Consider the following 26,922-nt stretch of genomic DNA (forward strand, 5'->3'; position numbering starts at 1 on the left):
CTACATGAAGACGATAGACGATTTTAATTTCAAGGGAAAAAAAGTATTGATCAGGGTAGATTTCAACGTGCCGTTGGATGGCGATTTCAATGTAACCGACACCAGCCGTATCGATGCTGCCAAACCTACCATTCTTAAAGTTTTGGAAGATGGTGGATCTCCAATTTTGATGAGCCACTTGGGAAGACCCAAAGGAAAAGCAAACCCGGACATGTCACTTTCCCACATCACCGAAACCGTTTCCGATATTATCGGGGTACAGGTAAAATTTGCAGAAGACTGTGTTGGAAAAAAAGCGGATGAAGCCGTTGCTGGATTGCAAAGCGGGGAGGTACTTTTGTTGGAAAACCTTCGTTTTCATGCCGAAGAAGAGGCGGGGGACGAGGCTTTTGCAAAGGAATTGTCCAAACATGGGGATGTCTATGTGAACGATGCTTTCGGAACAGCCCATCGCGCGCATGCATCAACAACCATTGTAGCGAAATTCTTCCCCGGGAACAAATGCTTCGGATATCTGCTGGCGAAGGAAATAAAAGCGATAGATAAAGTGATGGAAACTGGGGAAAGACCGGTTACCGCCATTTTGGGCGGAGCGAAAGTATCCTCCAAGATCACGATTATCGAAAACATATTGGACAAGGTCGACAACCTTATCATAGGCGGCGGTATGACCTACACTTTTGTGAAGGCAAAGGGCGGCAAGGTAGGGGATTCCATCTGCGAAGATGATAAAATGGAATTGGCTTTGGAGATTCTTAAACAAGCCGAGGCCAAAAACGTGAAAGTGTACCTGCCCGTAGACGTTTTGGCTGCCGATGACTTTGACAATGGCGCCAACACCCAATTTGTGGATGTGGACAAAATCCCAGATGGATGGCAAGGATTGGACGCTGGTCCAAAAACCTTGGAGATCTTCAAGCAAGTGATCTTGGCCTCCAAAACAATCTTATGGAACGGACCCGTAGGTGTTTTTGAAATGGAAAACTTTGCCAAGGGAACCATTGCCGTGGGCAACTATATTGATCAGGCCACGCAAAGCGGAGCCTTTTCCCTTGTTGGTGGCGGTGATTCGGTTGCCGCGGTGAAGCAATTCGGTTTCGAGGACAAAGTTAGCTACGTATCCACAGGGGGCGGGGCCATGCTGGAAAGTCTGGAAGGGAAAACGCTACCTGGCATCGCTGCAATATTGGACTAAGTTTCACGTTGTGAGTTATTGGGGGAAACGTTAAAATGAGGGATATTTTTGTTCTTGGGTTTTATTGTTTCACAAAAAAACGCCATTTTCGTTTGCCCCAAAAATCAAACCTTGTCCAAATGAGCCAAAAATTGAAAATAGCTGTTCTGGCGGCCGTACTGTCCGCGGCCCCCTATGTCAGTGCGCAACAAGAAATCGACACTATAAAAACGGAGTTGGATTCCACAGCACTTCAAAAGGATCAAAATCCGGCTGTTCAAGTATCCCACATTAAGATTGATGGCCAACTCATGGCCTTGGAAACCCACGAAGACGGGAAATTTAAGCTGCGCGATTTGGAAGAAGCTTGGCGATATGACAGCCTTTGGTTGAACGAGTTGCACAGCAATGCGGATCTCTTCAGCGATATGTTGTTGGAAATTCAGAAAGGTCCTGAACACGATTCCATTGTTGTGGTGGATTTGCCAACGGATACCTTAAAGGCCCGATTGGCCCGATTGGATGCAAAAACACCGTTCAAGATTACCTATAATCCATCCTTGGAGAGTGTGATCAAATCCTTTTTAACACGAAGAAGGGATTTGATGCAGCGCATGATTACGGCCTCCCAATTTTACTTTCCCCTGTTCGAACAAGAGCTCGACAACCAGAACATCCCCTTGGAAATTAAATATTTGGCAATCGTGGAATCCGCCCTTAATCCAAAGGCAAGATCCAGAGTGGGCGCCAAGGGGCTTTGGCAGTTTATGTACAGTACGGGCAAAATGTACGGACTGGACGTAAGCAGCTATGTGGACGAAAGGCACGACCCTATAAAGGCCACCAAGGCCGCGAGCAAATACCTTTCCAGGCTCTATGGTATTTTTGGGGACTGGGATTTGGCATTGGCAGCATACAACTCGGGCCCGGGAAATGTAAACAAGGCCATACGCCGTTCCGGTGGATATGAGAACTATTGGAACATCAGACGGTTTCTTCCACGTGAAACGGCAGGGTATCTCCCAGCTTTCTTGGCCACCATGTACATTTTTGAATATGCCGAGGAGCATGGGCTGCAATACAAAAAAGCGGAGCGCCCCTATTTTGAAACGGATACCGTTCATGTAAAAAACTTGATCACCTTTGATCAAATCTCCAAGCTGGTGGACATTAGCACGGAGGAACTGGAAATGTTGAATCCTGCATATAAACTCAACATCATACCAAAAGTTGAGGGAAAGGATTATGCGTTGCGCTTGCCAAAATCCAAAATCGGCAAGTTTGTATCCAATGAAAAAGAAATCTATGCCTATGTCAAGAAGGAACTGGACTCCCAGGAAAAGCCATTGCCGAATATGGTTACGGCCAAAGACCAGATTCGTTATCGGGTGAAGAGCGGAGATTATTTGGGCAAGATAGCGGAGCGTTATGGCGTCGGGGTCAGTCAAATTAAAAGATGGAACGGATTGCGAAGCAACAATCTTCGCATTGGCCAACGTTTGACCATTTATCCAAGAAAGCCGTACATCGCCAAAAATGATTCAAAGAGCAATGGCCCGAAGCCTTCGGGAACTGTTGTAAGCGGGTCAAAAATCCATACGGTACGCTCGGGGGATTCCCTTTGGACGATTTCCAAAAAATATCCTGGAGTTTCCATAGAGAATTTGCGAGAATGGAACGGTATTAGTGGGAATAACCTAAAACCGGGCACAAAACTTAAATTGTGTGATTGTTCTTCGTAAATTTAACACAAGATGAAAAAATTAGGAACACTATTGATTGCCACAGCTTTGTTGGCATTGGGATCCTGTAAAGACTCAGGTTCAAAGAAAAAATTTCTTCCACCCTCCACAGGGGGCATCAACTCCTTGATGGTCATTATGGACACCGAGCTTTGGAGAGGGCCCGTAGGAGAAAAAATAAGGGACGAATTTGCCGCGCAGATTATTGGCTTGCCACAGATAGAGCCCAAATTTACCCTTACCCAGGTGCCTCCGAAAGTTTTTAAGGGCACGACCACCCATTCCAGGTCCATCCTATATGTAGAGCAAGATTCAACTTCTTTGGCGCACATAAAGGACAATGCATACGCAAAACCGCAGAAAGTAGCCGTGGTTACCGGACCAACCGAGGAGGTGATGATCCAAAACTTGGATTCCTTGGCCGATAGGGCCATAAAAGCATTCAAGGCAAATGAGATTGCCGAAGCGCAAAGGCGTTTTGAACGCTCCTTGAGCAAGGACAGGGCATTGGAAGAAGCGTTTGGTATTCGTTTAAAGGTGCCATCCTTGTACAAGGTCGGGAAGAGAGAGGACAATTTTGTTTGGATGGACATTCAGATTCCGAAAGGCACCATGAACATCATTGCCTATGAAATGCCCTGGGATTACTTTAGCAACGATTCCACTTTTGTTGAGGACATTGTGAAGATGAGGGATTCCATAGGTAAAAAGTACATTCCCGGGCCTTATGAGAACACCTACATGATCACGGAGAAAGCTTTTGCGCCCTATGTGTTTCCAGCTGAGATTGGAGGCAAAAAGGCCGCTGAGGTAAAAGGAGTCTGGGAAATCCACGGATATCCGATGGCAGGCCCATTTTTAACCTATATCATCAACGATAAGGAAAACAATCGCAAAATGATTATCGAGGGGTTCACCTTTGCCCCTTCAGAAGCCAAAAGGGATTACATGTTTGAGCTGGAGGCGATATTGAAAACAGTGGACTTTGAGCCAACTCCTCCTGCGGCTGACTAGAAAAACATGGTTTTACACAAAGCAAAAAGGCCAGAACTTTTATAGTTCGGGCCTTTTTTGTTCTTTAAAGCTTAGGGGATCAATCAAATGCAAAGCCTGTGGATAACCTGTAAATAAAGGCATAAAGCACTATAAGGAACAGGATAAAACTGAACCAGGCGAATATTTTGAAATATTTTTCAATTAAAAAGTGTCCCAGGTTGCGAAACCCTTCAATATATATCTCTTTAACAAGTAATAGTTTTTTCATAAAGTATGATTTAAGGTTTAAAGACAGGCCAAAGGTTTGATTTAGCGGAAGGGAATCGAAAACAAACGGACAAAAGGTGGTAAAAACAAGTTAAAAGTCTTGGGCCAAAGCCCAGAATCCGCAAGGATAGCATTTTGATCGACAAACTGCATATTGCCACAAACCGACAGACGGACAGAAATATCGACGAACTGCACTTGATAAGGGGAAAGGAAAAAATCAGGGGTTGATCAAAACGTTTTAGGCCCGTTTATCCGGAAACCAGAATAAATTCAGACCTTCGGTTTAAACGGTGTTGGTCCGGGGCACAGGGTGTGCCGTTGGAACAATCGTTCAACAAACGTTCTTCGCCATAACCAATGGCACTAATGATCCTTGAAGGGTCGATTCCTTGGGAAACAAGGTAATCACGGGTAGATTTGGCGCGCTTGTCGGACAGATATTTGTTGTAGGCTTCTGGACCAATGGCATCGGTATGGGATGCGATTTTTAAGGACAGGCTTTCGTTCTCTTTTAATGCGTTGACCAGCTTGTCCAATTCTTGAGCGGAACGCGGGCTGATCTTAAAACTATCAAAATCAAAGTACACATCGCTGGGCTCAAACAGGTCAACAATTGGTTTTTCCCCAACAAGTTGCTTTAGGTATTGGGTTATCGATATGTTTTCGTTTTCCTTGGTTTCCACGGGCAGACTGTCGCTAACGAACCCCTTTTTCTTGGCCACCACGGTATAGTTTGTTGTTGAACCAAGGTTTTTGAACAAATAGTTGCCAGCTGTGTCCGAGACGGCCTCATTTATCAACCTGCCTTCGTTGCTGTACAAGGATATATTGGCTTTGTCCACAGCTTCACCTGTCAACCCGTTTTCAACGGTGCCGACAATGGCATTTAGGTTGAGCGTGTATTTAAAGGAGTAAATATCGTCATCCCCTTTACCCCCTTTGCGATTGGATGCAAAATAGCCCCGCTCTCCCGTGGCATCGACAATATAGGAGAAATCATCTTTGTTACTGTTGATGGGTTTGCCCAGGTTGACCCCTATGCCGAACCCCCCATTTGCCCCATCAGATCTGTAGACATCCAAACCGCCGAAGCCCATGGGCCTGTTGGAAGAAAAATAAAGGGCGTTATCGGCGACATAAGGGAACATTTCCTTGTCTTTGGTGTTGATGGTCCTTCCAAGGTTTTTTGGCTTGGAAAAGCCCCCGTTTTCGATAATATCAACCACATAAATATCTGTTTCACCAAAACCACCTGGCCTATCGGATACAAAATACATTTTTGTGCCATCTGGACTAATGGTCGGGTGGCCCGTAGAATAATCTTCGCCATTAAAGGGAAGCTCTTCTGCCTTGCCCCATGCACCATTGGTAAATCGGGAACGATATATTTTTAGGTGATTTATACCGTTTTTTCCCATTTTTAAACGTTTGCCATAGTTGTTCCTTGTAAAATAAATGGTTTTTTGGTCAGGAGAAAATGCCATGGAGGCCTCATGATATTTGGTGTTTATTTTTTTGGAGAATTTTTGTGGGGAGGTAAGGTCTCCTTCCTTGTTCTTGCTTTTTGCAATGTAAAGGTCGAGGAAAGGTTGATTGGTACGACGGTAACGGCGACTTGTCAAAAACAAGGTGTCCTTTGCAGAGGCATAGACAATATCGGAACCGTTGTGGAACATGGGGGAAAAATCAGAATACCGGGAGTTAATGCCCAGATTCTTGATTGTAACAGTGTAACTGCCTTCCCATGTACGAGGGTCTATTGTATTGAGCTCATTTAAGGGCTCGTCCCTTTTTTGCCGCAAGATCTTTGTCAAGGTTGCGGCCCTGCGATACTTTCCTGCCCCCTTTGAGCTTTGGGCATATTTCAAATAGGTATCCCCATGCATTTCCCCTTGATGTTGCCCGTAAAGCTCGTGGTACCATTCGTAAGCCTTTTCAAGATTTCCCGTGTAGTAATGTGAATCACCTGCCTTTGACAGCAAAGCCGGGGTGTGCCCCGCCTCTGTTTTTTCAAGAACAATGTCGAAAACGCGGGCTGCTCCTGCGTACCACATTTTATCAAAGTAATCGTTGCCTTTGGCAATAAGTTTTTCGGTCTTTGCTTTTTCACCCGGATACCCGACCGGTTTTTTTTGGCCCAGACCACCTTGATGGTTTACTAAAATGGAGCCGCTGCTTTGTGAAGGGGCAAACCTATGGAAAGAGGAGGAGGTCCCATCAATATGGGACAAGGCAAACTCTTGGGAAAATATCCCAAAAGGGCATAGGAAGAATAAAAGTGAGATAAGTCTTTTCATTACCACTCCATCTGCACAAATGAACGATTGGGTTCATTTGGAGGTTAAGCATAGGGGGCTTAACAGTTTATTTTCAACCGCTAAAATAGGATATGGTAAGTGGGGTGGTAATTTTTTGTTGTGAAAGGGGAAATATATGGCGTTGAATGCTGAAAAGATGTTGTCGATGGTTGAAAAACCATTAAAAACACAGTGCATTCCAGACCACAAGAATCAATTTAGGATTTCGACTCGTTTGTTTCACCTTCCAGTTTTTCGTCATCCTTGGTAGCGTTTTTGAATTCTTTGATTCCGCTTCCAAGGCCCTTCATAAGTTCTGGAATCTTTCTACCTCCAAAAAGCAAAACTACCACGGCAACGATCAAAACAATCTGCCAGGGACCTATCATACCAAGAAATATAGTTTGAGCAATCATATCTTCAAATGCTTTAATTAGAAATGTAAAAGTACTAAAAAGATGTTGAAGAGCACATTCGATTAACGAAAATTAGCATTTGAAAATGATTTTTAGGAACTTATCCCCTTCAGCTTTTTAAAAAAGCTTAACACGCATATTAAAATCTAAGCCTATCTTTGTTCACCATGGCAAAGGACAAAAAGAAAAGAAAAGAGATAAAGCGCAAGCTGCTGCACAAGTATCGCTTGGTAATTCTTAACGAAAGCACCTTTGAGGAAAAGATATCCTTTAAGCTCAACAGGCTTAACGTTTTTGTTACCGGAACTTTGTTTATTATCGTTTTGATAGGGGTCACCACCTTGATCATAGCCTTTACCCCGCTAAGGGAATATATTCCGGGCTATTCTTCCACAAAGTTAAAACGACAGGCCACCGAGCTTACCTATAAAACGGACTCATTGGTTACCGTCCTTAATTATACCAACCGGTATTTGGACAATGTGAGAAAGGTGCTACGGGGGGATATCGAGAACAATCAAGTAAATCGCGATTCCTTGTTTGACCAGTATAAATTGGATCCGGCCTCAGTGGACCTTAGCCCGATCAAGCAGGACCTTTTATTGAGGGAAGAAGTGGAACTGGAAGACAAGTACAACCTTTTTGAAAGGGATGTGGAGAACTTGGGAACTCTGTTCTTTTCGCCCGTCAACGGGACTGTTTCACAAGGATTTGACCAGAAATCCAAACACTATGCCGTTGATTTGGTCGCTCCAAGGGAAACACCGGTAAAATCCATTGCAGATGGCACGGTTTTATTTGCCGAATGGACCACGGAAACAGGATATGTAATCATTATCGAGCATCAAGAGGGAATAACCTCCGTATATAAACACAATGGTTCCCTGAGCAAATCCCAAGGCGATTTGGTAAGGGCCGGGGAAGTAATCGCATCCATTGGAAATACGGGAGAGCTCACAACAGGGCCCCACTTGCATTTTGAGCTTTGGAGAAAAGGAAAGCCTGTTGATCCACAAAACTATATTGATTTCAACTAAATGTCCCTAAAAGCGTTTGCAGCAAAAATATTTGCGAATCGGATAGCCAAAAAAACCGATAAATGGGTAAACCGGCCCGTAAAAACCCAACAAAAGGTGTTTAACCAACTGGTCGCCCAAGCCAAGGATACCGTTTTTGGCAAGGACCATCAGTTTAATTCGATCCGTTCCCATCAGGATTTTGTGGAAAGGGTTCCCATTCGGGATTATGAGGAACTAAAAGGATATATCCAACAAATCATTGATGGCAAGAGTGATGTACTCTGGCCGGGAAAACCCATTTATTTTGCCAAAACCTCGGGCACCACTTCGGGAGCGAAGTATATCCCCATTACCAAACCATCCATAAAAAACCAGGTCGAGGCCTCAAGGAATGCCATCCTCAACTACATCCACGAAACCGGAAAGGCCGATTTTGTGGATGGCCGAATGATTTTTTTACAGGGAAGCCCCGTTTTGGAAGAAAAGAACGGCATTAAATTAGGTAGGCTCTCCGGAATATCCGCCCATTACGTGCCCAACTATCTCCAAAAAAACCGATTGCCGAGCTGGGAGACCAATTGCATTGAGGATTGGGAGACCAAGGTGGACAAAATCGTCGAGGAGACCGAAAGGGAGAACATGACCGTTATTGCGGGAATACCCTCTTGGGTGCAGATGTATTTTGAAAGGCTCAACGCCAAGACGGGCAAAAAGGTGGGCGATCTCTTCAAGGAGTTCCAATTGTTCATTTATGGCGGGGTCAACTACGAACCATACCGGGCCAAATTTGAAAGCCTGATTGGGAGAAAAGTGGACAGTATCGAGCTTTTTCCCGCGAGTGAAGGCTTTTTCGCCTATCAGGATTCCCAAGAGCAAAAGGGAATGTTGCTGCTTTTGGATGCAGGAATCTTTTATGAATTTGTAAAGGCGGATGAGTTTTTTGATGAAAACCCCAAACGATTGACCATAGCGGATGTGGAATTGGATGTGGATTATGCGATGGTAATCTCCACCAATGCGGGACTGTGGGGCTATAATCTAGGCGATACCGTTCGGTTTGTGTCCAAAGCCCCATACAAAATCGTGGTGTCGGGGAGAATCAAGCACTTTATTTCCGCTTTCGGGGAACACGTAATTGCAAAAGAAGTTGAAGAGGCACTGCAATTGGCCGTAAAACAAACGGATGCGGTGGTAAACGAATTTACCGTAGCACCCCAGACCAACCCGAAAGCGGGAGAACTTCCCTATCACGAATGGTTTATAGAATTTCAGAGGGAACCATCAGATCGGGCAAGGTTTTCCGAGATCATCGAAGAAAGCATGAAAAAACAGAACAGCTACTATTTTGACCTGATCGAAGGGAACATCCTTCAACCCCTAAAGATCAGCAGCATCAAACCAAATGGGTTTCAAGACTATATGAAATCCATAGGTAAATTGGGCGGACAGAACAAGGTGCAACGCCTTGCCAACGACCGTAAAGTAGCCGATGGATTGCATCCCTTTAAAATTAGTTGACCCATAACTGTTTAATTTTTATGGGAAATCACTTATTTTGCCAGAAGTTATGATGGCAACAGAAGTAAAACAGACAACCAGGGCACAGGAGTCCACCAACGCGATTGAGCGTTTGTACATCACTATGCGCCATTTGCTCAACCGTGGGTTTTACAAACCATCGGGCGTTTCGGGCAACGCACTTCGAAATGCACTTTTGTTGCTCAGGCCCGAAATTTACGGCACCATTGCGGAGGGCAAGGCGGAACTCAACGGACTGATCTATGTCCTGGAACGCTTGCCCGAAGGCATTGAGGAATGCCGTTTCATCAACCTGACCTCCGATGAAGGCTTTGCCAAATCGCACTTAAAACCCATTGTACCGCCCAAAAGGCGAAGAAACTGCTACCGAATAGACGATGAGCAGATGAACATCGAGATCACACGCGGCAGAAGCGATATCTATGATATTTTGACCCACCTTACCTTTTTGTTCGTGGAATCTGATAAGATTTCCAAAAGAGTTTTGGTTGATGATGGCAATGCCACCATCCGTGATTGGGACAAGCTTACCGAGTTTGTGCTGAGCGAGGAAAAGGATAATGATCAACGGGAGGTGGCCCTGATTCATTGCGCCAATATTTTGGGAAGGACCTTTGATGAGGTGGTCGATATCCAAAACAAATTAAAGACCGCGAAGGATCCCGATCGTTTTTTAAATGTGATGTATTGGTTGGGAAAACTCGCCATTGAAGAAGAGACTACGGGCAATAAAAGGACGATTACCTTCAGCCCTTTGTTGCGGGAGCGTTTGGGGCACCACATCCATGGGGAAAAGTGGGCCGATAAAATCAAGCGCACCTTACAAAAGCACAACGTATTGGATAGGCCGCTGCATATCATCAGTGCCAACATGCACAGTGTTATGAACTCGCTTTTTGCCAAAAAGGCATTGGCCCAAGAGTTTCCCGACAACGAATCATTGGACATTTATGAGGCACTGGGCTCCGAGAAGCATAAAAGCCTCAACAAAAAAGTAAAAGATCTTGCCGAAAAGAACGGCATGATCTTTTTGGACGACGAATCGGGAGCAAACATTGACGTTCAAATCTTTGATACGGCCAAGTTCGGAAAGCAGAGTTGCTGCTATAAGTTGCCAGAGGATATTTCGGAGGAAGAAAAACCCGTTATATTTGTGATGGACTATGCCTTTGGGGAACAAGCCTATGAAACCATAGATGAACTTTTAAAGCCCATGGAAGAAGATGATGAAAAGATTTTCCTGAATGTTGATTCGGTTTCCATTATGGGAAAGGCCGGCATTTTGGAAGGCGGTAAAGGCGATTTAATGATTCCCTCGGCACATATTTTTGAAGGAACGGCTGACAATTACCCCTTTAAAAACGAACTTAACGGCTCGGATTTTGAGGGCCATGGCCTAAAAGTAATGGAAGGCACCATGGTTACCGTTTTGGGGACATCCTTGCAGAATAGGGACATCCTCCAATTTTTCCATGAATCCACATGGAACGTGATAGGTTTGGAAATGGAGGGGGTGCACTATCAAAAAGCGATTCAATCGGCATCCCAAATCCGAAAAAGCATAAAAAAGGATGTTAAGGTACGTTACGCCTATTATGCGTCGGACAATCCCTTGGAAACTGGAAGTACCTTGGCTTCTGGTGGACTGGGAACAACAGGGGTTAAGCCCACATATTTAATTACGGACAGGATTTTAAAACAAATATTCAATTCATAGGAAATGGCAGACCAACCAGTAAATCAGAATAATTCAGATGAAATAGATTTGGGACAATTGTTCCAGATGATCGGGAGGGGTTTTCAGAAGTTCTTCAATTTCATCGGTGGCATTTTTAAGGGAATTTTCCACTTGGCAATGCTGTTCCTCATTTTTGTACAGAAGAACATCATCGTCATAGGGGCAGCCCTTATCATTGGAGGTGTCGGAGGATTTATTTTGGACAAAGTGACCCCGGAAAAGTATATTTCCAGAATGGTTGTCGAACCCAATTTTAACAGTGTTCAGCAGCTGTACAACAATATAGCCTTTTATAATGATTTGGCAGAGGCGCAGGATTCCGTGGCCTTGGCCACGGCATTGAACATTACCGAGCACGAAGCGGCCAGTATTAAGGAAATTTTTACCGACTCGTACTCTGATGAGAACCAGAAGATAAAACTCTTTGATGAGTTTATCCGGGAGTTGGACACCACAACGGTCAAAGCCATAGATTTTGAAAATTATCTGGAAAACTTCAATTCGATGGATGCAAGGTTCCATCAAATCTCCGTAATAAGTACGGACAATAAGGTGGCCAAAAAGGCGCAACCGGCCATGATCAATTCGATTGCTGTCAATCAATACTTTAAGCTTCAGAAAAGAATCAACGATGAGAACTTGGACCTTCAGGAAGAAATCTACAAAAACCAGCTTGCCGAGATTGACTCGCTACAGAGCCTGTACAAGACAGTAATGGTCAAGGAGGCGGACAAACCTATGCAGGGGACCAATATTAACCTAGCGGAAAGTTCAGAGTCACAGGGCAGGGAGTTGGAGCTGGTGCAGGAAAAAGATGTACTCAAAGAGCGATTGGTTGCCTTGAACAAAGAACGGGCCAATAAATCCGCGATTATCAATGTAATAAGTGATTTTCCCACAAGAGGGGTGGAACTAAAGGGAATTTGGAACAGTTATAAATTTTTACTTCCATTACTGTTATTGGGCCTGGTATTGGGAGTTTTGGCCTTACTTGAGTTGAACAGGTACCTCAAAACATATAACCAAAAATAGACCAATATTTAGAGCGTTAAGTAGTTTTTAAGGTTGGATAAATAAAAGAAAATGTAATGAAGCGAATCTTGGTAACAGGAGCCGGGGGTCAATTGGGCCTCACATTTCAAGAACTGGCCCATGATTTTCCAGAGGTTTCCTTTGATTTCAAAACATCCAAAAAACTGGACATCACCAAACCAAAAGAACTGGAGAAACTTTTCTCAAAAGAAAACTATGATTTGTGTATCAATTGCGCCGCATATACCCATGTAGAGGATGCAGAGAAGTACTCGAAAAAGGCTTTTGAGGTCAATGCGGAAGGGGTGAAAAATTTGGCCGAGGCTTGTAAAGATCATAGAACTACTTTGATTCATATATCAACTGATTATGTTTTTGATGGGGAGAAAGAAGGCCCATATACTGTTGATGATAAAACCAACCCTATCAACGAATATGGTAGGTCCAAACTAAGGGGGGAGGAGTTTATTCAAGAGATTTTACCGAACCACTATATAATTCGTTCATCTTGGCTGTACAGCAAAAAATACGGTCATAATTTCTATCGTTCAATTTTGCAAAAGGCTCTGGCAGGTGAAGATTTGTACATAACAAATGCCCAAAAAGGATGTCCGACCAACACGGAGGCATTGGCAAAGTTTGTTTTAAATGAAATCGTGTTGGAAAAAAAGGCCTTCGGCATATATCATTTTACGGATGGGAAGCCAATGACGTGGTATGAATTTGCCAAGCAAATACTGGATGAAAACGGGCTAACAGACCAGGTCAAGCTTGTTTTGGCCCCGAATTATCGTACTTTCGCAAAGCGGCCAAGGAATAGTGTTCTTTCATGATTAACAAAGAGTTTTCTTTTTTAGGAAACAGGCACATAGGGTTATAAAGGAGCTTACATGGACAAGGGTATTCCAAAAAATATTTTAATCACTGGTGGAGCCGGGTTTATCGGTTCCCATGTAGTTCGACGGTTCGTGACCAAGTATTATGACCACTACAACATCATTAATCTGGATGCGCTGACCTATGCGGGAAACCTGGAAAATTTAACAGCTATTGAAGAAGCCCCGAACTACTCATTTGTTAAAGGGGACATCGTCCATTCCGATTTTATCAATGAACTTTTCTCTAAACATAAATTTGACGGTGTAATCCATCTGGCCGCAGAATCCCATGTGGACCGTTCCATTTCGGACCCAGTATCTTTTGTGCGGACCAATATTTTGGGTACCGTCAATTTATTGAATGCATCTTTGGAACTGGCCAAGGACAATCCAAACTTCTTGTTTTATCATATCAGTACCGATGAGGTGTATGGCAGCTTGGGCAAAGAGGGATTTTTTACCGAAAGCACAGCGTATGATCCAAACTCACCTTACTCCGCCTCAAAAGCAAGCTCCGACCATTTTGTGCGAGCTTATGGAGCGACCTATAGATTACCGTATGTTATTTCCAATTGTTCAAACAATTACGGTCCCAATCAATTTCCAGAAAAATTGATTCCTTTGTTCATTAACAATATCATACAAAACAAGCCGTTGCCTGTTTATGGTGATGGAAATTATACCCGTGATTGGTTGTACGTAAAAGACCATGCTAGGGCAATTGATCTGGTATTTCACAAAGGGAAAAAGGGAGAGACCTACAATATTGGAGGTTGTAACGAATGGAAGAACATTGATTTGACCAAATTGTTATGCCGATTGATGGACAAAAAACTCAAAAGACAAGAAGGCTCCTCAGAAAAACTGATAACCTTTATAAAGGATCGCCCGGGACATGATTTAAGGTACGCCATTGATGCCACCAAAATAAACCAAGAATTGGGTTGGGAGCCATCCGTAACATTTGAGGAAGGTCTTGAAAAGACCATAGATTGGTATTTTGACAATCAGGAGTGGTTGGACCATGTTACCTCGGGAGACTATTTGGAATATTATAAAAAGCAATATCAAGCATAAAACACAATGAAGGGAATCATCTTGGCAGGAGGAACCGGCAGTAGATTGCACCCACTTACCCTTTCGGTGAGCAAGCAGTTGATGCCCATTTACGACAAGCCAATGATTTATTACCCATTGTCCACCTTAATGTATGCGGGAATCAAGGATATATTGATTATATCCACACCAAAGGACCTCCCGTTGTTCCAGGAACTGTTGGGTGACGGACAAAAGTACGGCTGTTCCTTTTCCTACGCGGTGCAAGAATCTCCCAACGGATTGGCGGAAGCCTTCATTATAGGTGAAGATTTTATTGGAAAAGACAAGGTAGCCCTTATTTTGGGGGACAATATTTTTTACGGCGCAGGCTTGTCCAAACTGTTGCAAGCAAATAATGACCCCGATGGAGGAATCATTTATGCGTACCGGGTCAACGACCCACAGCGATATGGTGTGGTAGCGTTTGATGAAGCAGGAAAAGCCATCAGTATTGAAGAAAAGCCAAAGGAACCCAAATCCAATTATGTAGTGCCGGGGATTTATTTTTATGATAATGATGTAATTTCCATTGCAAAAAACATCAAACCAAGTACACGTGGCGAATTGGAGATTACCGATGTAAACAAAGCATACTTAAAAAGAGGCAAACTCAATGTAAGTATTCTGGATAGAGGAACAGCTTGGTTGGATACTGGCACGTTCCAGGCCCTGATGCAAGCCTCAAAATTTGTTGAGGTGATCGAGGAGCGACAAGGTTTGATAACGGGGTCGATAGAAGCAGCCGCGTATGAAATGGGCTATATTGATCAAGAAGAGTTAAAAAAACTGGCAAAACCATTGATGAAGAGTGGTTACGGCAATAGATTGTTGGGCATATTGAGCAAAGAAATATGATCAAGGCAACGGAGACCAAGTTAAAAGGGTGCTTTATAATTGAACCCACAATTTTTGAAGATGAGCGGGGCTATTTTTTTGAAAGCTACAACCACAAGGATTTTTGTGAAGCGATTGGACGAGAAGTAAACTTTGTGCAGGATAACCAATCCTTTTCCACAAAAGGGGTGTTGAGAGGTTTGCATTTCCAAAAAGGAGAGCAAGCCCAAGCTAAGCTAGTTTCTGTGTTGTCGGGAAGAATTCAGGATGTGGTGGTGGATTTGCGTAAAAAATCCCCTACTTTTGGCGAGCATTTATCAATTGAGTTAAGTGGTGACAATAAAAAACAGTTGTTTATGCCGAGAGGGTTTGCCCATGGGTTTTTAACATTGAGTGAATCAGCAACAGTGTTTTATAAGTGTGATAATTATTATAATAAAGATGCTGAGGGGGGTATTAGGTATGATGATTCCTATTTGGCGATTAATTGGAGAATAAAAGATGAATATATTACTTTATCAACTAAAGATCTATCGATTGCCATGATTAAGGGTTTTCAATAAAGAATTGTTAATAAAGAATTTTTTTTTAACATTAGACGGAACATTTGACCTAACCAATTTTAATCGAAAAATAATGTTTAATAAAACACTAACTAAACCTCTTTAAAAATATAGTAGAATGAAACTTGAAGGAAAATCAATTTTAATAACTGGGGGGACCGGTTCATTGGGTAAGGCTTTAACCAAGCATATTTTTGAAAGATATCCCGATGTTCGAAGACTGATTATATTTTCTCGGGATGAACAAAAGCAATTCCAAATGGCTCAAGAGTATCACCAAGACAAATATCCCCAGATACGTTTTTTTATTGGTGATGTAAGAGACAAAGACAGGTTGATAAGGGCTTTTAAGGGTGTTGACTATGTGATTCACGCAGCGGCAATGAAGCATGTCCATTTGGCTGAATACAATCCCGAAGAGTGCATTAAGACTAATATTGGTGGAGCCCAGAATGTAGTAGATGCTTGTTTTGAAACCAATGTAGAACGAGTTGTTGCCTTATCAACAGATAAAGCATGTGCACCTATAAACCTCTATGGTGCAACTAAATTAACTTCTGACAAACTTTTTATAGCGGCAAACAATATTAAAGGGGACAGCCCAATTCGATTTTCGGTAGTGAGATATGGAAACGTCATGGGTTCAAATGGATCCGTGATACCATTTTTTATCAATAAAAAGAAATCTGAAGGAGTACTTCCTATCACTGATCCCAATATGACCAGATTTAATATCTCATTGCAAGGCGGTGTTGATATGGTAATGCACGCTCTTGAACATGCCTGGGGAGGTGAACTTTTTGTGCCTAAAATTCCTTCATATCGAATAATGGATGTTGCAGAAGCTATTGGTCCCGAATGCGATAAACCTGTGGTTGGAATAAGGCCTGGGGAAAAACTGCATGAAGAAATGATTACAAGCTCTGATTCCTTTTACACATATGATCTTGGCAGATATTATGTTATCTTGCCAGCAACACATGGTTGGAAACGGAATGATTTTATAGAAGCTTTTGATGCGGTGAAAGTACCGAAAGGCTTTAGGTATAATTCTGGGGAAAACACAGAATGGGAAACCGTTGATAGCCTTAGAAAATTAATAGTAGAACATGTAGATTACAATTTTCACATCTGATATGAACAGATTGGCAATTATTCCGGCAAGAGGTGGCAGCAAAAGAATTCCCAAGAAGAACATACTTAATTTTAATGGAAAACCAATCATTGCCTACTCTATTGAAACAGCCATAAAATCAAATCTTTTCGATAAGATTATAGTTTCAACCGATGATAAAGAGATTGCGGAATTGGTACTTGATTGCGGAGCGGAAGTTCCTTTTTATAGAAGTGAGAAAAATTCCGGGGATTTTGCAACCACTTTTGATGTCATTGAAGAAGTGCTAAATCATTACAATGATAAAGGAACGAACTTTGATTATGCATGTTGCATATATCCAACCGCGCCATTTGTCACAAAAGACAAACTTAAACTGGCTTTTGAAAAATTAGTTCAAGAAAATTTGGACCTTGTTTATCCGATTGTTGAATATAGTTTTCCTGTACAAAGAGCAGTAAGGATTACGGAGAAAAAAGTATATATGATTCAACCGGAACATTTGGTTACCAGGTCTCAGGATTTGGAACCAACATATCATGATGCCGGCCAATTCTATTTTTTTAACGTTGAAGCCTTAATGAGGGAAAAAAAACTAGTAACAAAAAATACAGGAGCTATTATTGTTGACGATTTAGAGGCACAAGATATTGACAATCCTTCTGATTGGGAGCTTGCTCAGTTAAAACACAAATTGTTTCATGGCAAAAAATAGAATATTGATAACGGGAGCTTCCGGAATGCTAGGTTCCAATATGGCTCTACACTTCAGCCATTATTTTGAGGTTTTTGCTACAGGAAATTCAGATGTTGAGTTTTTTGATGACGTGCCTTACAAAAAATTCGATTTGAGTGAAGATAATTTTTCCGATCTTATTGAATGGTCCAACCCCGATATAATTGTTCATTGTGCGGCATTTACAAACGGGAATTTTTGTGAGGAGAATCCTTTGGATGCTTATAATGTTAATGGAGTCTCCGTCAAAAAACTTTTGGACAGCACATCTCCCAAAGTTAAAATAATTTATATATCCACTGATGCGGTTTTCTCTTCAGATTTAAATTTGGCTAAAGAGAAGGATAACGTAAATCCACAAAGTATATACGGGAAATCAAAAGAACTGGGTGAATATTATTTGAAAAATTCCAACCGAGATTTCCTAATTATAAGAACAACAATAGTTGGCTTAAACCTTAATAAAGAAAAGACAAGTTTTGCAGAATGGATAATAGGTTCTTCATTAAATCAAGAAGACATTAACCTTTTTGATGATGTAATTTTCACACCCATTTCAATATGGCAATTAATGGAAGAAGTCAAATTTTTGATTGAAGAGAACAAAATAAATTCCGAGATATTACATGTCGCAGGTTCAGAGGCATGCACAAAATATGAATTTGGAATTGCCTTGCTTGATAGTTTGGTGCTATCCCGTTCCAATGTTCGAAGGGGGTCTATAAAGGAATTTAAGAAAAGAGCCAAAAGAAGTTTAGATCAATCATTATCAGTTAAGTATTATGAAAAAAAATTTGACCGAAAGCTGCCGTCGATTAGTGAAGTAATAGAAATGATAAACGATAAATACAAAGGAAATGAGCAATCATCGAAGCATTAAATTAGGACAGGAGATAATTGATGAAAATTCACTTTACTTTATTGCCGATATTGGTGCCAACCATGATGGCAGCTTAAATAAAGCCTTGGATTTGATTCATCTTGCAAAAGAATCGGGCGCTGATGCCGCAAAATTTCAAAATTTCCAGGCCAACAAAATTGTAAGCAAGCAAGGATTTGACATGATGAAGGAAAAACTTTCCCATCAGTCAAAATGGAAGAAGTCTGTTTATCAAGTATATGAAGATGCCAGTATTGCCAAAGAATGGACGGTAAAGCTTAAGAAAGAATGTGTCAAAGTCGGCATAGATTACTTTACGAGCCCTTATGATTTTGAATCCGTGGATTTGGTCGACCCATATGTTGATTTATACAAGATAGGATCTGGGGATATTTCTTGGCTTGAAATCATAGAATATATATTGACAAAACAGAAACCTATTTTGATTGCCAGCGGAGCTTCTGATTTAAACGACGTAAAAAGAGTGATGGACTTGGTTTTGAGCAAAACCAAGGACGCCGTTCTGATGCAGTGCAACACAAATTATACAGGAAGTGATGAAAACTTTAAATATTGTAATTTAAATGTGTTGAAAAAATTCAGGGAGCTATACCCTGAATTGATTTTAGGGCTTTCTGACCACACATCTGGCCACGCGACGGTTTTGGGAAGCATAGCCTTGGGAGCAAGGATTATCGAAAAGCACTTTACCGATGACAACAATCAAGAGGGCCCCGACCATGCCTTTGCGATGACACCGGCCAGTTGGAAAGAAATGGTTGAAAGGTCCAATGAGCTGTTGTTGGCATTGGGTGACGGAATAAAAAGAGTAGAGCCCAATGAAGCTCGGTCAATGATTGTACAAAGAAGATGTTTGAGGGCAAATCGCGATATGAAGGCAGGGGAAATCATAAACAAACAGGACATCATTGCATTAAGACCTATTTCGGAAGGAGGGTTTCATCCATATGAAATAGGGACATTGACAGGTAAAAAGCTAACTAAGGACATTCAGTCTGGCCAACATTTTACCAAAAAAGACATACTATGATAAAGGGTAAATCGGTTGGATTAAGAGCAGTTGAAAGGGAGGACCTACCTTTTTTCAGAGAATGGAGAAACTTGCCCCAATTTAGAAAAAACTTTAGGGAGGTTAGGGAATTGTCCATGATAGACCAAGAAAAATGGTTTGAAAGTCTTGTATCCACAAGACACATTAATTTTATGTTCACGATTGTTGATCTCGACTCTAACGAGCCGATAGGTGCTGCAGGGCTTTTATATATAAATTGGATAATTCGTTCTGCTGATTTTTCTTTTTATATAGGGGAAGATGAAATGTATATTGGCGATAACGGAAAAGGAGAAGAAGCTGCAAAACTTCTAATAAGTTATGGGTTCAAGAACCTGAATTTACATAAAATTTGGATGGAATTATACGAGTTTGATAAAGAAAAAATTGACTTTTTTACACAAAAATTTAATTTCAAACAAGATGGGTTGTTGAGAGACAATTGTTTTGAGAATGGCAGATATTGGAATTCTCTGATTATATCTTTAATTGAAAATAAAAAGTGAGTTATAACTCCATATTGATAGACCAAAGAATAAGATTGAATTATTGACCTAGGACAGAAACATATTTGTAGGGTAATCATTAACCAAACTTTTTGTTGTTTCATATTTTAAGGTAGTTTGTTTAAATATAATGAAACAAAAGATTGCAGTTGCGACATTGAGAGGTTTATCCATGGGGTTCAAATTTCTCTTGCTAATTTATCTTTCCAAGGAGTTGGGGGTGGAAGATTATGGAACCATTAGTCTTTTTTTTACTTCGATAACTTTTTTCTTATTTATTGTAGGATTTGATTTTTATAATTATTCGCATAGGGAGATTTTAGATAGTGAAGACGAACAGGCAACCATAATTATTAATCAATTGTGGTTTCACTTGTTTTGTTATGTTGCTATCATTCCATTGCTGTTTGTTTTATTTTTTAATGAGTTCATTCCTTTTGAGTATGGTGTTCTTTTTTATCTAATATTAATATTAGAGCATTTGTGTCAAGAAGCTTTTAGGCTTTTTAACTTGTTCAATAAATTCCACCATGCGAATTTCACTCTTTTTTTAAGAACAGCGGGTTGGATTGGCCCATTAGTCATTATATACGTGACAGGATATTTGGGAATTTTAACCATCAAAAAAATATTGTTTTTTTCGTTACTAGGTTCCTTTTTAAGTTTCTTATTCTGTGTGATTTATGTAATGATATATAAAAAGCAGTACTTGATTAAAAGCAAATATTTTGTAATTAAATGGAAGTGGTTAAAAAGAGGATTTAGAATTAGCACTCCCTTTTTTATTGGCACTATTGCATATAAAGTGATTGAGTATTCTGACAGATTCTTAATTGATTATTTTTTAGGAAAAGAAAGTGTAGGTGTTTACTCATTTTATGTAAATTTTGCCAATATTATCAATATAGTTGTGACTACCTTGACCTTTACCCTTTTGGTTCCTAACTTACTTAGGGCGATTGCTTCTAAAAACAAAGTTGAAATAGAATCGAAGATCAAGGCCCTGAAAAAGGAATTAATGTACACAACCTTAATTGTAATTGCGCTGGTAAGTTTTAGTATTTTCCCAGTATTGTCGTGGTTGCAAAAAAAAGAGTTCTTAGAAAACTATCCTGTTTTTTTTATTACGGTTTTGAGCAATGGCTTGCTAAACGCGTCCCTTTTTTATCATTATTTGCTTTATGGCTACAAGAAGGATAGAGAAATACTTTACCCAATACTAATTTGTTCTCTTCTTAATGTTTTACTTAATATATTATTTATGAGAACATACGGAATATACGCAGCAGCGTGTTCTACTTTACTTAGTTATGGAATGTTATGGTTTTTAAAGAGAAATAATTGGTTGCACTTAAGAAGTAAACTATGAGTGGTAAAACAAAAAAAATTGCGGTCTTTATTGCTATATCTCCCAGTCATATTAGCAGTTTTCAAAATCTAATTAAGTTTAGTTTGAATGAAAAATACTGCATACTTCTAAATCCAGGTAACTTTAACTATAAAGAAGAACTGTGGGACAACGTCGTTCATGGAGATTTAAATCTTCGATATAGACCTAAATCTTTTGTTGAAAAAGCGTTGTTTCAGATAGAAAAATTAAGAGGATATAAGAGATTTTATAATAAAGCGAAAAATATTATTGGACAATCAAGCGTAAACCTATACTTCTGTCATTTTGAAGATGTAATTACAAACCATTTGACCAACAAGCTTTTACAAAACAATCAAAATGAATTTTATGTGGTAGAAGATGGTATTCTTAATTACTATTACCCTAAAGTCAACTATCGGAGTTTGTTTATTAAAAAAATGCTTTGTTCATTAATTGGATTAAAATTCAAAATATTTTCTGATCATCCCACCCAAATATTTAAAGATTGGGTTGGTGCACAATATGTCAGAATGCCCGAAAAAGCAATATGCCCAGATAAATCTATATTTTTACCTTTTGAGCCTATTGATTATCAGCCCAATTCAGAAAATGTTTTAATTATTGGTCAAGATATTAGACAAGAAATTGATGGTAAAGAAGAGTATTCTATTAAATTAGAAAAACTCTTTAATCATGTATTAGATAAGGTTGCAGATGGAAAAATTTATTATAAACCTCATAGAAACGGAGATGTTAAAACGGCAGAGACCCTTCTAAAAAAAGTGTTTGACCAATATTTGGTTTTTGATGATCCTACTCCTGTTGAGGAGTGCTTGGACCAATTGCTTCCAAAAAATATTTTTTCTTTTGAATCTACGGCAATTCTTAATATAAAACTGGCATTAAAAAGAGATGATGTTAAATTGTATATATTTCCCTATATGGATGATTTTCCTGAAATAGGTGAACTTTATAAAAATCTTGAAATTTCAATTTTGCATGACGTTAGCCTTTAATATTGCAGTCTTTATATGTTTAATGATCTTTTTATACTATACAATAAAGACGAAATGGAAGCTTTTTTTCTTATATGGAATGTTGGTTTTTCAGGCGTTAACTATTATGCCTTCTTTGATTTATATTGAAGAAGGAATATATATAAGCGAGCAGGGCCGGGATAGTTTTTTTGTTGGCGCCACATTCTTTTACTTACTATATTTCGTTGTCACCTTTTTTTTTATAACACTTACTTTCAACAGCTTAAAGTCTTACGATATTTCTGCAATAAAGATTAAACTGGGCAAAAGTAGTATTGATTCCAAAATTGTTCTTTTAATTGTGTTATTGTCCTTGCTGATATTATTGGTTAACGCTACACAGTCTAGACTTCCCATTTTTGATAGTTCGGTGACGCGCTTCACTTATTGGAAAAATTCGCAATACCCATTCTTGAATAAAATTTTTGGAAACGTTTCTGTGTTCATTCCTTTTTGTTTGGGGATTGTTTTTAAAAAGCATAAAAAGACTGCTATTTTTCTGATGATGATGTACTTTGTTTACAATTTTATAATTGGACAAAAATTTTCCCCCATTGTTTCGGGACTCTACGCGTTTATTTTACCTAATGCGCTAACTTATGTACCAAGAAAGGTAAATCTTAGAAAAGTCATAAACATAAAAACCATAATCGCCGTAATCCTAATTTTTGGATCTTCATATTATGTTATTTACAAACGATATGAAAATAACCCTCCATACAGGTATATTGGTATTAGCAATCCAAATGAAGCAATAGTTTACAGGGCATTTGGCCTTCAGGGACATTTATTTTGGGGAGCGGTGGAAACCTATATGGTAAATTCTGGCGAGCACACATATGATTTAAGTGATTTGGAATATGGCATGCATGAATTAATGTATCATTTCATGCCCAACAGGGAATTTCTAGACGAGGCAAAACAAAAAGGAGCTAGCTATACAAATGGATATCCAAGTATATTATTGATGATTTACCCTGCTTGGTTGGCCTTGCTAGTACATATGTTTTTTTCAATGACAGTTTTGGGTTTACTTGGCTGGTTGTTGTACAAGTTCATAACTAAACAAGCATATGTACTATCGGTAATCACGTTTCAGGTTTTTAATTGGGTTATGTACGCCTTTACTATGGGATATTTTTATAAACTAAAAATTCCGATTTTATTTACCGTGTTTTACTTCTTTTTAGCTTTTATCCTATTTCGTTTAAGAAAAAAAGGAAATGTACTACCAACAAATTAATTGTGACATGAATTAGATTAGATGTAAAATCATAACAACTTATATATGTCAAACACCAATCGGTTCGTTAGTTATTCTTTTATACTTCTACTGGCCACTTTGCCTTTCCCGATGATTTTGGCCCCTCTTGCGCTTGCAATTTTTGTTTTGATGGTAATTCTTGATTTAAAAAGAGATGAATCACTTGAGGCGCTAAAGCACAACAGGCTCTTTTATGTGTTTTACGTATACTACTTATTGATTGTAGTTGGATTTTTTTACTCCTATGAGGAGGGCTTAAGTTACAGTAGAATAGCATCCCAACTGCCAATGCTTGTATTGCCCATGGCTATTTCTGTGGCTCGGATATCGAGCAACCAAATAGAATTGGCTAAAAGAATTTTTGTTTGGAGTTGTTTTCTTTTTTGTTTAGGGGCTTTTGTAAGTTTGGGATATAATTTTTATATCAATCACGAACATAGATTGAACTACAATTTTGTCCAAAGATCAATGTACCACTTTCATTATCCATATGATGCTTTGTACATCAATATTGCTTATGTTTTCCTGCTGACAGAAAGAAAACTTAAGCAATATATTGAGATGATTGTATTAGCCTTTTTTATTTTCATTTTTCTTTCGGGGGTAAGAATGGGAGCTTTTAGTTTTTTAATGATAAGCCTCGTTTATTTTGGTAAAAATTGGAGAACAATCATAAAACCAAGTTTTTTTTTGAAAATAGCTGTTTTAATAGTTGTTACAATAGTTGCTCTCAACTCATCTAAGTATGCCAAGGACAAACTATTTGACACCCTGTCCAACTTGGGTTTTGGAACTGAAGAGTATGTTTCTGAAGTTGGAGAGGATTATCATAAAATGTCTCTTCGCACTAAACTTTGGAGTAGTTCAATTTCTTTAATTAAGGAAAAGCCATTAATGGGATATGGACCCAATGCATCCCAATATGTTTTGGAGCAAAAATATATGGAGAATGGTTACATGGACTTGAAAGGGCTTAATTCTCATAATCAATTTTTAACAACAACATTAAATCATGGGATATTGGGATTAATAACCTTATTGTCTATTTTTTTGATAACCTTGAATAAGGGAATTAAACAAAAAAGTATGCAAACCATTCTTTGTGTAGTGGTGTTGTTTTTAGCTTTTATGACCGAATCTGTTTTGATAAGACAAAAAGGGGTATTCCTTTTTGCAATTATTATGAGTTTAATTATGAAAATAAGAAAAAGGAATTATATTAATGGATATACTGGACTAAGCTGACCCCCTTACAGTCCAGATTTAGCGTGCTGTCGTTCTGGCGGATGCTGACCCCCTTAAGAAAACGAAGAGAGCTAGAATTTTAAATTATTCTGGAGCATGTTGACCCCCACTGGCTATTTTCTTTCCGGTTTTGGTTTATTTGGTGGCTATAATTCCCCCTATCTCTAGGACAGTATTTCTTTAAAAATAAGTGTGATGATGATATTGAATGGATATTCCGAGGAAAGTTTACCACCATTCCGCTCTAAAGTTTACCAGTAAATTCCTGACGTAAGTTTACCAGTTTCACCTACTTTTTTCCACCGCGGGAACGGTTATAAAAATCAATTATACAACATTATTTTCTTTTACGTAAAGATTGTCCTTGCAATTCTATTTTATGTGCAGCTGCTGACAGTCTGTCCAGTATAGCCTCTGCGACGGTTGGTTGATCCAAGAACGCATAAAAATGTTCAAAGGGTAATTGAGAGGTGATGATCACCGACCCATCGCCATAACGATCTTCCAAGAGGTCCAATAAGGTTAATTTTGCATCCCCTGATAAGGGTTTGAGCCCAAAATCATCCAGGATGATCAGCTTTTTTGCCGCTAACTGCTTGATGAGTTTTAAATAAGTACCGTCAATTCTGGATTGCGCCAGGGTTTCTAAAAATTTATTCATAGATAAGTAGAGGGTTTTATATCCCCTAAGACAGGCAGAGCGCCCCAGCGCACAGGCCAGGAAGGATTTACCGGTTCCGGTTTGACCGTGAATCAGTATATTCTGTCCTTTCTCCAGATAGTGTCCTTCGGCTAATTGTAGTAGCGTTTCTTTTGTAAGCCCTCTTTCCGGGCCGCAGATGATCTCTTCCATGTTGGCACGATAGCGAAGCTTTCCAGCTTTGAGCAATCGTTGGGTCTGCTTGTCACTCCTATACTCTTGCTCTGCTTGGCACATCAGGGCCAGAATGGTGTGGGCATCCTCCTGCTGATGGGTAGGCAGGCTTAGTAGGGTTTCATACCGCTTGGCCATTCCGGTAAGCCTTAGGCCGTGTAATTGTTGTAAGGTTGTTGCAGTGTTCATTTTTCAAGGTTTATTAATCATTGATTTTTCATTTTGTTTACAAAGGCCTCCGGTCCCCGAAGATTCTCATGGTGGGGTATGGGAGATTTTTCCGGCGGACTTTCCTCTACCTGATCCATCTTGTTTTCTAATATGGTGGCCACTACTTTGTAGTTGTACCGGTTCCCGGTAAGTGCCCTTTTACAGGCTGTTTCCACACGCCCCCCTCCATACTCTTTGATCAGTCGCATAATCCCCAGAAAGGGGCCATAGGCCTGATGTACGGAGACCTTACTTTTCATAAGCTTCTCAAAGAATTCTTTGGTATGGGGGCCATTGTCCGCAGCTTGTTTTAAGTAATGGTCCGGGGTCCATCCCCGTTGTACGGCCATCCTTCGATGATGTTCGGGCATATGTTCCAAAAGCGTGGTTATCCCATGTTTTTTATAGTTCCGCTGATGAACGGCAATGCGCTCGAGCTGATAATAAATTTCAACACCTTCCGTATCATAAATAATATTTACTTCCTTGCCCACATAATGGTAAGGAACGCTATAGAAGTGCCAGTCCTCTCCCATCACCACGTGATAGTTCTTTTGAACCTTGGCCCTGGTGAGATGATTGAACCGGTAAGGATGCTCGGGAAGGTTTTGCAATAGCGGAAGTTCCTGGCTGGTAAAGAGCTCCCTTCGGCTAAAGGATTTCTTCTGGAAGTTCATATCATGATGGGCCTCCAAAGCCTTTCCCATTGCTTGGTTTAGCTCCCGGATACTATAGAATGTTTCGTTCCGGATTGCAGCATATACTCGGCGATAGACGATTTTGACCTGGTTCTCTACAGATGGCTTGTCCTTAGGGGCCCTTACCCTAGTGTTCAATAGTCCGATATGGTTGTGCAGGGCCCACTGCTCCAGTGCCTGGGGAAAGGTAGGTTCATACCTGCAGCTGCGCACCACCCATTGCTTCATATTGTCGGATCTGGCATTGAGCGGCACCCCGCCAAAATAGTTCAAGATGTCGTTCAGGGCCGGAATCACTTGGGCAAGGGAAGCATCGGG

General features: G+C 40.3%; 25 protein-coding genes. 20 read left to right on the plus strand and 5 right to left on the minus strand.

Going from position 1 to position 26,922, the window contains the following annotated elements; all coding sequences use genetic code 11:
• Nucleotides 1-4: 4 nt before the first annotated feature.
• From AC13CC_RS04605 to AC13CC_RS04615, 3 genes are all read left to right on the plus strand, one after another.
• Nucleotides 5-1,195 (plus strand): phosphoglycerate kinase, encoded by a 1,191-nt coding sequence (locus AC13CC_RS04605; protein WP_326276630.1) that lies wholly within the window; start codon nt 5-7, stop codon nt 1,193-1,195.
• 119 nt (nt 1,196-1,314) lie between these two features.
• Entirely contained in the window at nt 1,315-2,916 is a 1,602-nt protein-coding gene (locus AC13CC_RS04610) for a lytic transglycosylase domain-containing protein (RefSeq protein ID WP_482876962.1), read from the plus strand.
• Between the two features lie 12 nt (nt 2,917-2,928).
• Nucleotides 2,929-3,930, plus strand: coding sequence for a DUF4837 family protein (locus AC13CC_RS04615; RefSeq protein WP_326276633.1), 1,002 nt, complete (start codon nt 2,929-2,931; stop codon nt 3,928-3,930).
• Between the two features lie 79 nt (nt 3,931-4,009).
• Here AC13CC_RS04615 and AC13CC_RS04620 read toward each other — a convergent pair whose 3' ends face one another.
• From AC13CC_RS04620 to tatA, 3 genes are all read right to left on the minus strand, one after another.
• Nucleotides 4,010-4,180 carry a DUF6747 family protein gene (locus AC13CC_RS04620; RefSeq protein ID WP_482876963.1) on the minus strand — a complete coding sequence of 57 codons (171 nt, stop codon included), beginning with the start codon at nt 4,178-4,180 and terminating at the stop codon, nt 4,010-4,012.
• Between the two features lie 250 nt (nt 4,181-4,430).
• A complete protein-coding gene (locus tag AC13CC_RS04625; protein WP_482876964.1) occupies nt 4,431-6,479 on the minus strand; it encodes an OmpA family protein in 2,049 nt (682 codons plus the stop codon).
• A gap of 218 nt (nt 6,480-6,697) precedes the next feature.
• Nucleotides 6,698-6,895: a twin-arginine translocase TatA/TatE family subunit gene (gene tatA / locus AC13CC_RS04630; RefSeq protein ID WP_482876966.1), complete on the minus strand. Its 198-nt coding sequence runs from the start codon at nt 6,893-6,895 to the stop codon at nt 6,698-6,700.
• A gap of 167 nt (nt 6,896-7,062) precedes the next feature.
• Between tatA and AC13CC_RS04635 the strand changes: the two genes are divergently transcribed.
• The 17 genes from AC13CC_RS04635 (at nt 7,063) to AC13CC_RS04715 (ending at nt 24,822) form a co-directional block, all read left to right on the plus strand.
• Nucleotides 7,063-7,932, plus strand: a complete 870-nt coding sequence (locus AC13CC_RS04635; protein ID WP_326276637.1) for a M23 family metallopeptidase — start codon at nt 7,063-7,065, stop codon at nt 7,930-7,932.
• Nucleotides 7,933-9,432 carry a GH3 auxin-responsive promoter family protein gene (locus AC13CC_RS04640; RefSeq protein WP_482876967.1) on the plus strand — a complete coding sequence of 500 codons (1,500 nt, stop codon included), beginning with the start codon at nt 7,933-7,935 and terminating at the stop codon, nt 9,430-9,432.
• A 49-nt stretch (nt 9,433-9,481) separates the two neighbouring features.
• The gene (locus AC13CC_RS04645) at nt 9,482-11,170 is read left to right on the plus strand and encodes a DUF6909 family protein (protein ID WP_482876969.1); all 1,689 of its coding nucleotides are present in this window, start codon (nt 9,482-9,484) and stop codon (nt 11,168-11,170) included.
• Nucleotides 11,171-11,173: 3 nt separating this feature from the next.
• Nucleotides 11,174-12,223: a hypothetical protein gene (locus tag AC13CC_RS04650; protein WP_482876971.1), complete on the plus strand. Its 1,050-nt coding sequence runs from the start codon at nt 11,174-11,176 to the stop codon at nt 12,221-12,223.
• A gap of 56 nt (nt 12,224-12,279) precedes the next feature.
• On the plus strand, nt 12,280-13,056 hold the full coding sequence (gene rfbD / locus AC13CC_RS04655) for a dTDP-4-dehydrorhamnose reductase (RefSeq protein ID WP_482876973.1): 777 nt from the start codon (nt 12,280-12,282) through the stop codon (nt 13,054-13,056).
• Between the two features lie 57 nt (nt 13,057-13,113).
• Entirely contained in the window at nt 13,114-14,178 is a 1,065-nt protein-coding gene (gene rfbB / locus AC13CC_RS04660) for a dTDP-glucose 4,6-dehydratase (protein WP_482876975.1), read from the plus strand.
• A gap of 6 nt (nt 14,179-14,184) precedes the next feature.
• The gene (rfbA, locus tag AC13CC_RS04665; RefSeq protein WP_482876977.1) at nt 14,185-15,054 is read left to right on the plus strand and encodes a glucose-1-phosphate thymidylyltransferase RfbA; all 870 of its coding nucleotides are present in this window, start codon (nt 14,185-14,187) and stop codon (nt 15,052-15,054) included.
• The gene (gene rfbC, locus AC13CC_RS04670; RefSeq protein WP_482877000.1) at nt 15,054-15,596 is read left to right on the plus strand and encodes a dTDP-4-dehydrorhamnose 3,5-epimerase; all 543 of its coding nucleotides are present in this window, start codon (nt 15,054-15,056) and stop codon (nt 15,594-15,596) included. The genes rfbA and rfbC overlap by 1 nt, the downstream gene beginning before the upstream one ends.
• A gap of 118 nt (nt 15,597-15,714) precedes the next feature.
• A complete protein-coding gene (gene pseB / locus AC13CC_RS04675) occupies nt 15,715-16,731 on the plus strand; it encodes a UDP-N-acetylglucosamine 4,6-dehydratase (inverting) (protein ID WP_482876978.1) in 1,017 nt (338 codons plus the stop codon).
• Between the two features lies 1 nt (nt 16,732).
• The gene (gene pseF / locus AC13CC_RS04680; RefSeq protein ID WP_482876979.1) at nt 16,733-17,425 is read left to right on the plus strand and encodes a pseudaminic acid cytidylyltransferase; all 693 of its coding nucleotides are present in this window, start codon (nt 16,733-16,735) and stop codon (nt 17,423-17,425) included.
• A complete protein-coding gene (locus tag AC13CC_RS04685) occupies nt 17,412-18,326 on the plus strand; it encodes an SDR family oxidoreductase (protein WP_482876981.1) in 915 nt (304 codons plus the stop codon). Before pseF ends, AC13CC_RS04685 begins: the two co-directional genes overlap by 14 nt.
• Complete coding sequence (locus AC13CC_RS04690; protein ID WP_482876983.1) at nt 18,304-19,377, plus strand: N-acetylneuraminate synthase family protein; 1,074 nt, start codon at nt 18,304-18,306, stop codon at nt 19,375-19,377. Before AC13CC_RS04685 ends, AC13CC_RS04690 begins: the two co-directional genes overlap by 23 nt.
• On the plus strand, nt 19,374-19,904 hold the full coding sequence (locus tag AC13CC_RS04695; RefSeq protein WP_482876984.1) for a GNAT family N-acetyltransferase: 531 nt from the start codon (nt 19,374-19,376) through the stop codon (nt 19,902-19,904). Before AC13CC_RS04690 ends, AC13CC_RS04695 begins: the two co-directional genes overlap by 4 nt.
• A gap of 130 nt (nt 19,905-20,034) precedes the next feature.
• Entirely contained in the window at nt 20,035-21,273 is a 1,239-nt protein-coding gene (locus AC13CC_RS04700) for an oligosaccharide flippase family protein (protein ID WP_482876986.1), read from the plus strand.
• Nucleotides 21,270-22,292: a polysialyltransferase family glycosyltransferase gene (locus AC13CC_RS04705; protein ID WP_482876988.1), complete on the plus strand. Its 1,023-nt coding sequence runs from the start codon at nt 21,270-21,272 to the stop codon at nt 22,290-22,292. The genes AC13CC_RS04700 and AC13CC_RS04705 overlap by 4 nt, the downstream gene beginning before the upstream one ends.
• Complete coding sequence (locus tag AC13CC_RS04710) at nt 22,276-23,556, plus strand: DUF6418 domain-containing protein (protein ID WP_482876990.1); 1,281 nt, start codon at nt 22,276-22,278, stop codon at nt 23,554-23,556. The genes AC13CC_RS04705 and AC13CC_RS04710 overlap by 17 nt, the downstream gene beginning before the upstream one ends.
• 45 nt (nt 23,557-23,601) lie before the next feature.
• Nucleotides 23,602-24,822 carry an O-antigen ligase family protein gene (locus AC13CC_RS04715; protein ID WP_482876992.1) on the plus strand — a complete coding sequence of 407 codons (1,221 nt, stop codon included), beginning with the start codon at nt 23,602-23,604 and terminating at the stop codon, nt 24,820-24,822.
• A gap of 337 nt (nt 24,823-25,159) precedes the next feature.
• Here the strand turns inward: AC13CC_RS04715 and istB are convergent, their stop codons facing one another.
• Together istB and AC13CC_RS04725 are read right to left on the minus strand one after the other, a co-directional pair.
• On the minus strand, nt 25,160-25,885 hold the full coding sequence (istB, locus tag AC13CC_RS04720) for an IS21-like element helper ATPase IstB (protein ID WP_482876994.1): 726 nt from the start codon (nt 25,883-25,885) through the stop codon (nt 25,160-25,162).
• Between the two features lie 17 nt (nt 25,886-25,902).
• Nucleotides 25,903-26,922: Mu transposase domain-containing protein (locus tag AC13CC_RS04725; RefSeq protein ID WP_482878241.1), on the minus strand; the 1,020-nt coding region annotated here is incomplete at its 5' end.

This window comes from Flagellimonas sp. L-11 (assembly GCF_056857735.1).

Coding starts and splice junctions, on each gene's coding strand:
- AC13CC_RS04610 (WP_482876962.1), top strand. CDS start 1,315: ATGAGCCAAAAATTGAAAATAGCTGTTCTGGCGGCCGTACTGTCCGCG.
- rfbB (WP_482876975.1), top strand. CDS start 13,114: ATGGACAAGGGTATTCCAAAAAATATTTTAATCACTGGTGGAGCCGGG.
- istB (WP_482876994.1), bottom strand. CDS start 25,885: ATGAACACTGCAACAACCTTACAACAATTACACGGCCTAAGGCTTACC.
- AC13CC_RS04710 (WP_482876990.1), top strand. CDS start 22,276: ATGACGTTAGCCTTTAATATTGCAGTCTTTATATGTTTAATGATCTTT.
- pseF (WP_482876979.1), top strand. CDS start 16,733: ATGAACAGATTGGCAATTATTCCGGCAAGAGGTGGCAGCAAAAGAATT.
- AC13CC_RS04695 (WP_482876984.1), top strand. CDS start 19,374: ATGATAAAGGGTAAATCGGTTGGATTAAGAGCAGTTGAAAGGGAGGAC.
- AC13CC_RS04625 (WP_482876964.1), bottom strand. CDS start 6,479: ATGAAAAGACTTATCTCACTTTTATTCTTCCTATGCCCTTTTGGGATA.
- rfbA (WP_482876977.1), top strand. CDS start 14,185: ATGAAGGGAATCATCTTGGCAGGAGGAACCGGCAGTAGATTGCACCCA.
- AC13CC_RS04615 (WP_326276633.1), top strand. CDS start 2,929: ATGAAAAAATTAGGAACACTATTGATTGCCACAGCTTTGTTGGCATTG.
- AC13CC_RS04620 (WP_482876963.1), bottom strand. CDS start 4,180: ATGAAAAAACTATTACTTGTTAAAGAGATATATATTGAAGGGTTTCGC.
- AC13CC_RS04640 (WP_482876967.1), top strand. CDS start 7,933: ATGTCCCTAAAAGCGTTTGCAGCAAAAATATTTGCGAATCGGATAGCC.
- AC13CC_RS04650 (WP_482876971.1), top strand. CDS start 11,174: ATGGCAGACCAACCAGTAAATCAGAATAATTCAGATGAAATAGATTTG.
- AC13CC_RS04700 (WP_482876986.1), top strand. CDS start 20,035: ATGAAACAAAAGATTGCAGTTGCGACATTGAGAGGTTTATCCATGGGG.
- tatA (WP_482876966.1), bottom strand. CDS start 6,895: ATGATTGCTCAAACTATATTTCTTGGTATGATAGGTCCCTGGCAGATT.
- AC13CC_RS04690 (WP_482876983.1), top strand. CDS start 18,304: ATGAGCAATCATCGAAGCATTAAATTAGGACAGGAGATAATTGATGAA.
- AC13CC_RS04715 (WP_482876992.1), top strand. CDS start 23,602: ATGTCAAACACCAATCGGTTCGTTAGTTATTCTTTTATACTTCTACTG.
- AC13CC_RS04685 (WP_482876981.1), top strand. CDS start 17,412: ATGGCAAAAAATAGAATATTGATAACGGGAGCTTCCGGAATGCTAGGT.
- AC13CC_RS04635 (WP_326276637.1), top strand. CDS start 7,063: ATGGCAAAGGACAAAAAGAAAAGAAAAGAGATAAAGCGCAAGCTGCTG.
- rfbD (WP_482876973.1), top strand. CDS start 12,280: ATGAAGCGAATCTTGGTAACAGGAGCCGGGGGTCAATTGGGCCTCACA.
- AC13CC_RS04705 (WP_482876988.1), top strand. CDS start 21,270: ATGAGTGGTAAAACAAAAAAAATTGCGGTCTTTATTGCTATATCTCCC.
- AC13CC_RS04605 (WP_326276630.1), top strand. CDS start 5: ATGAAGACGATAGACGATTTTAATTTCAAGGGAAAAAAAGTATTGATC.
- pseB (WP_482876978.1), top strand. CDS start 15,715: ATGAAACTTGAAGGAAAATCAATTTTAATAACTGGGGGGACCGGTTCA.
- AC13CC_RS04645 (WP_482876969.1), top strand. CDS start 9,482: ATGATGGCAACAGAAGTAAAACAGACAACCAGGGCACAGGAGTCCACC.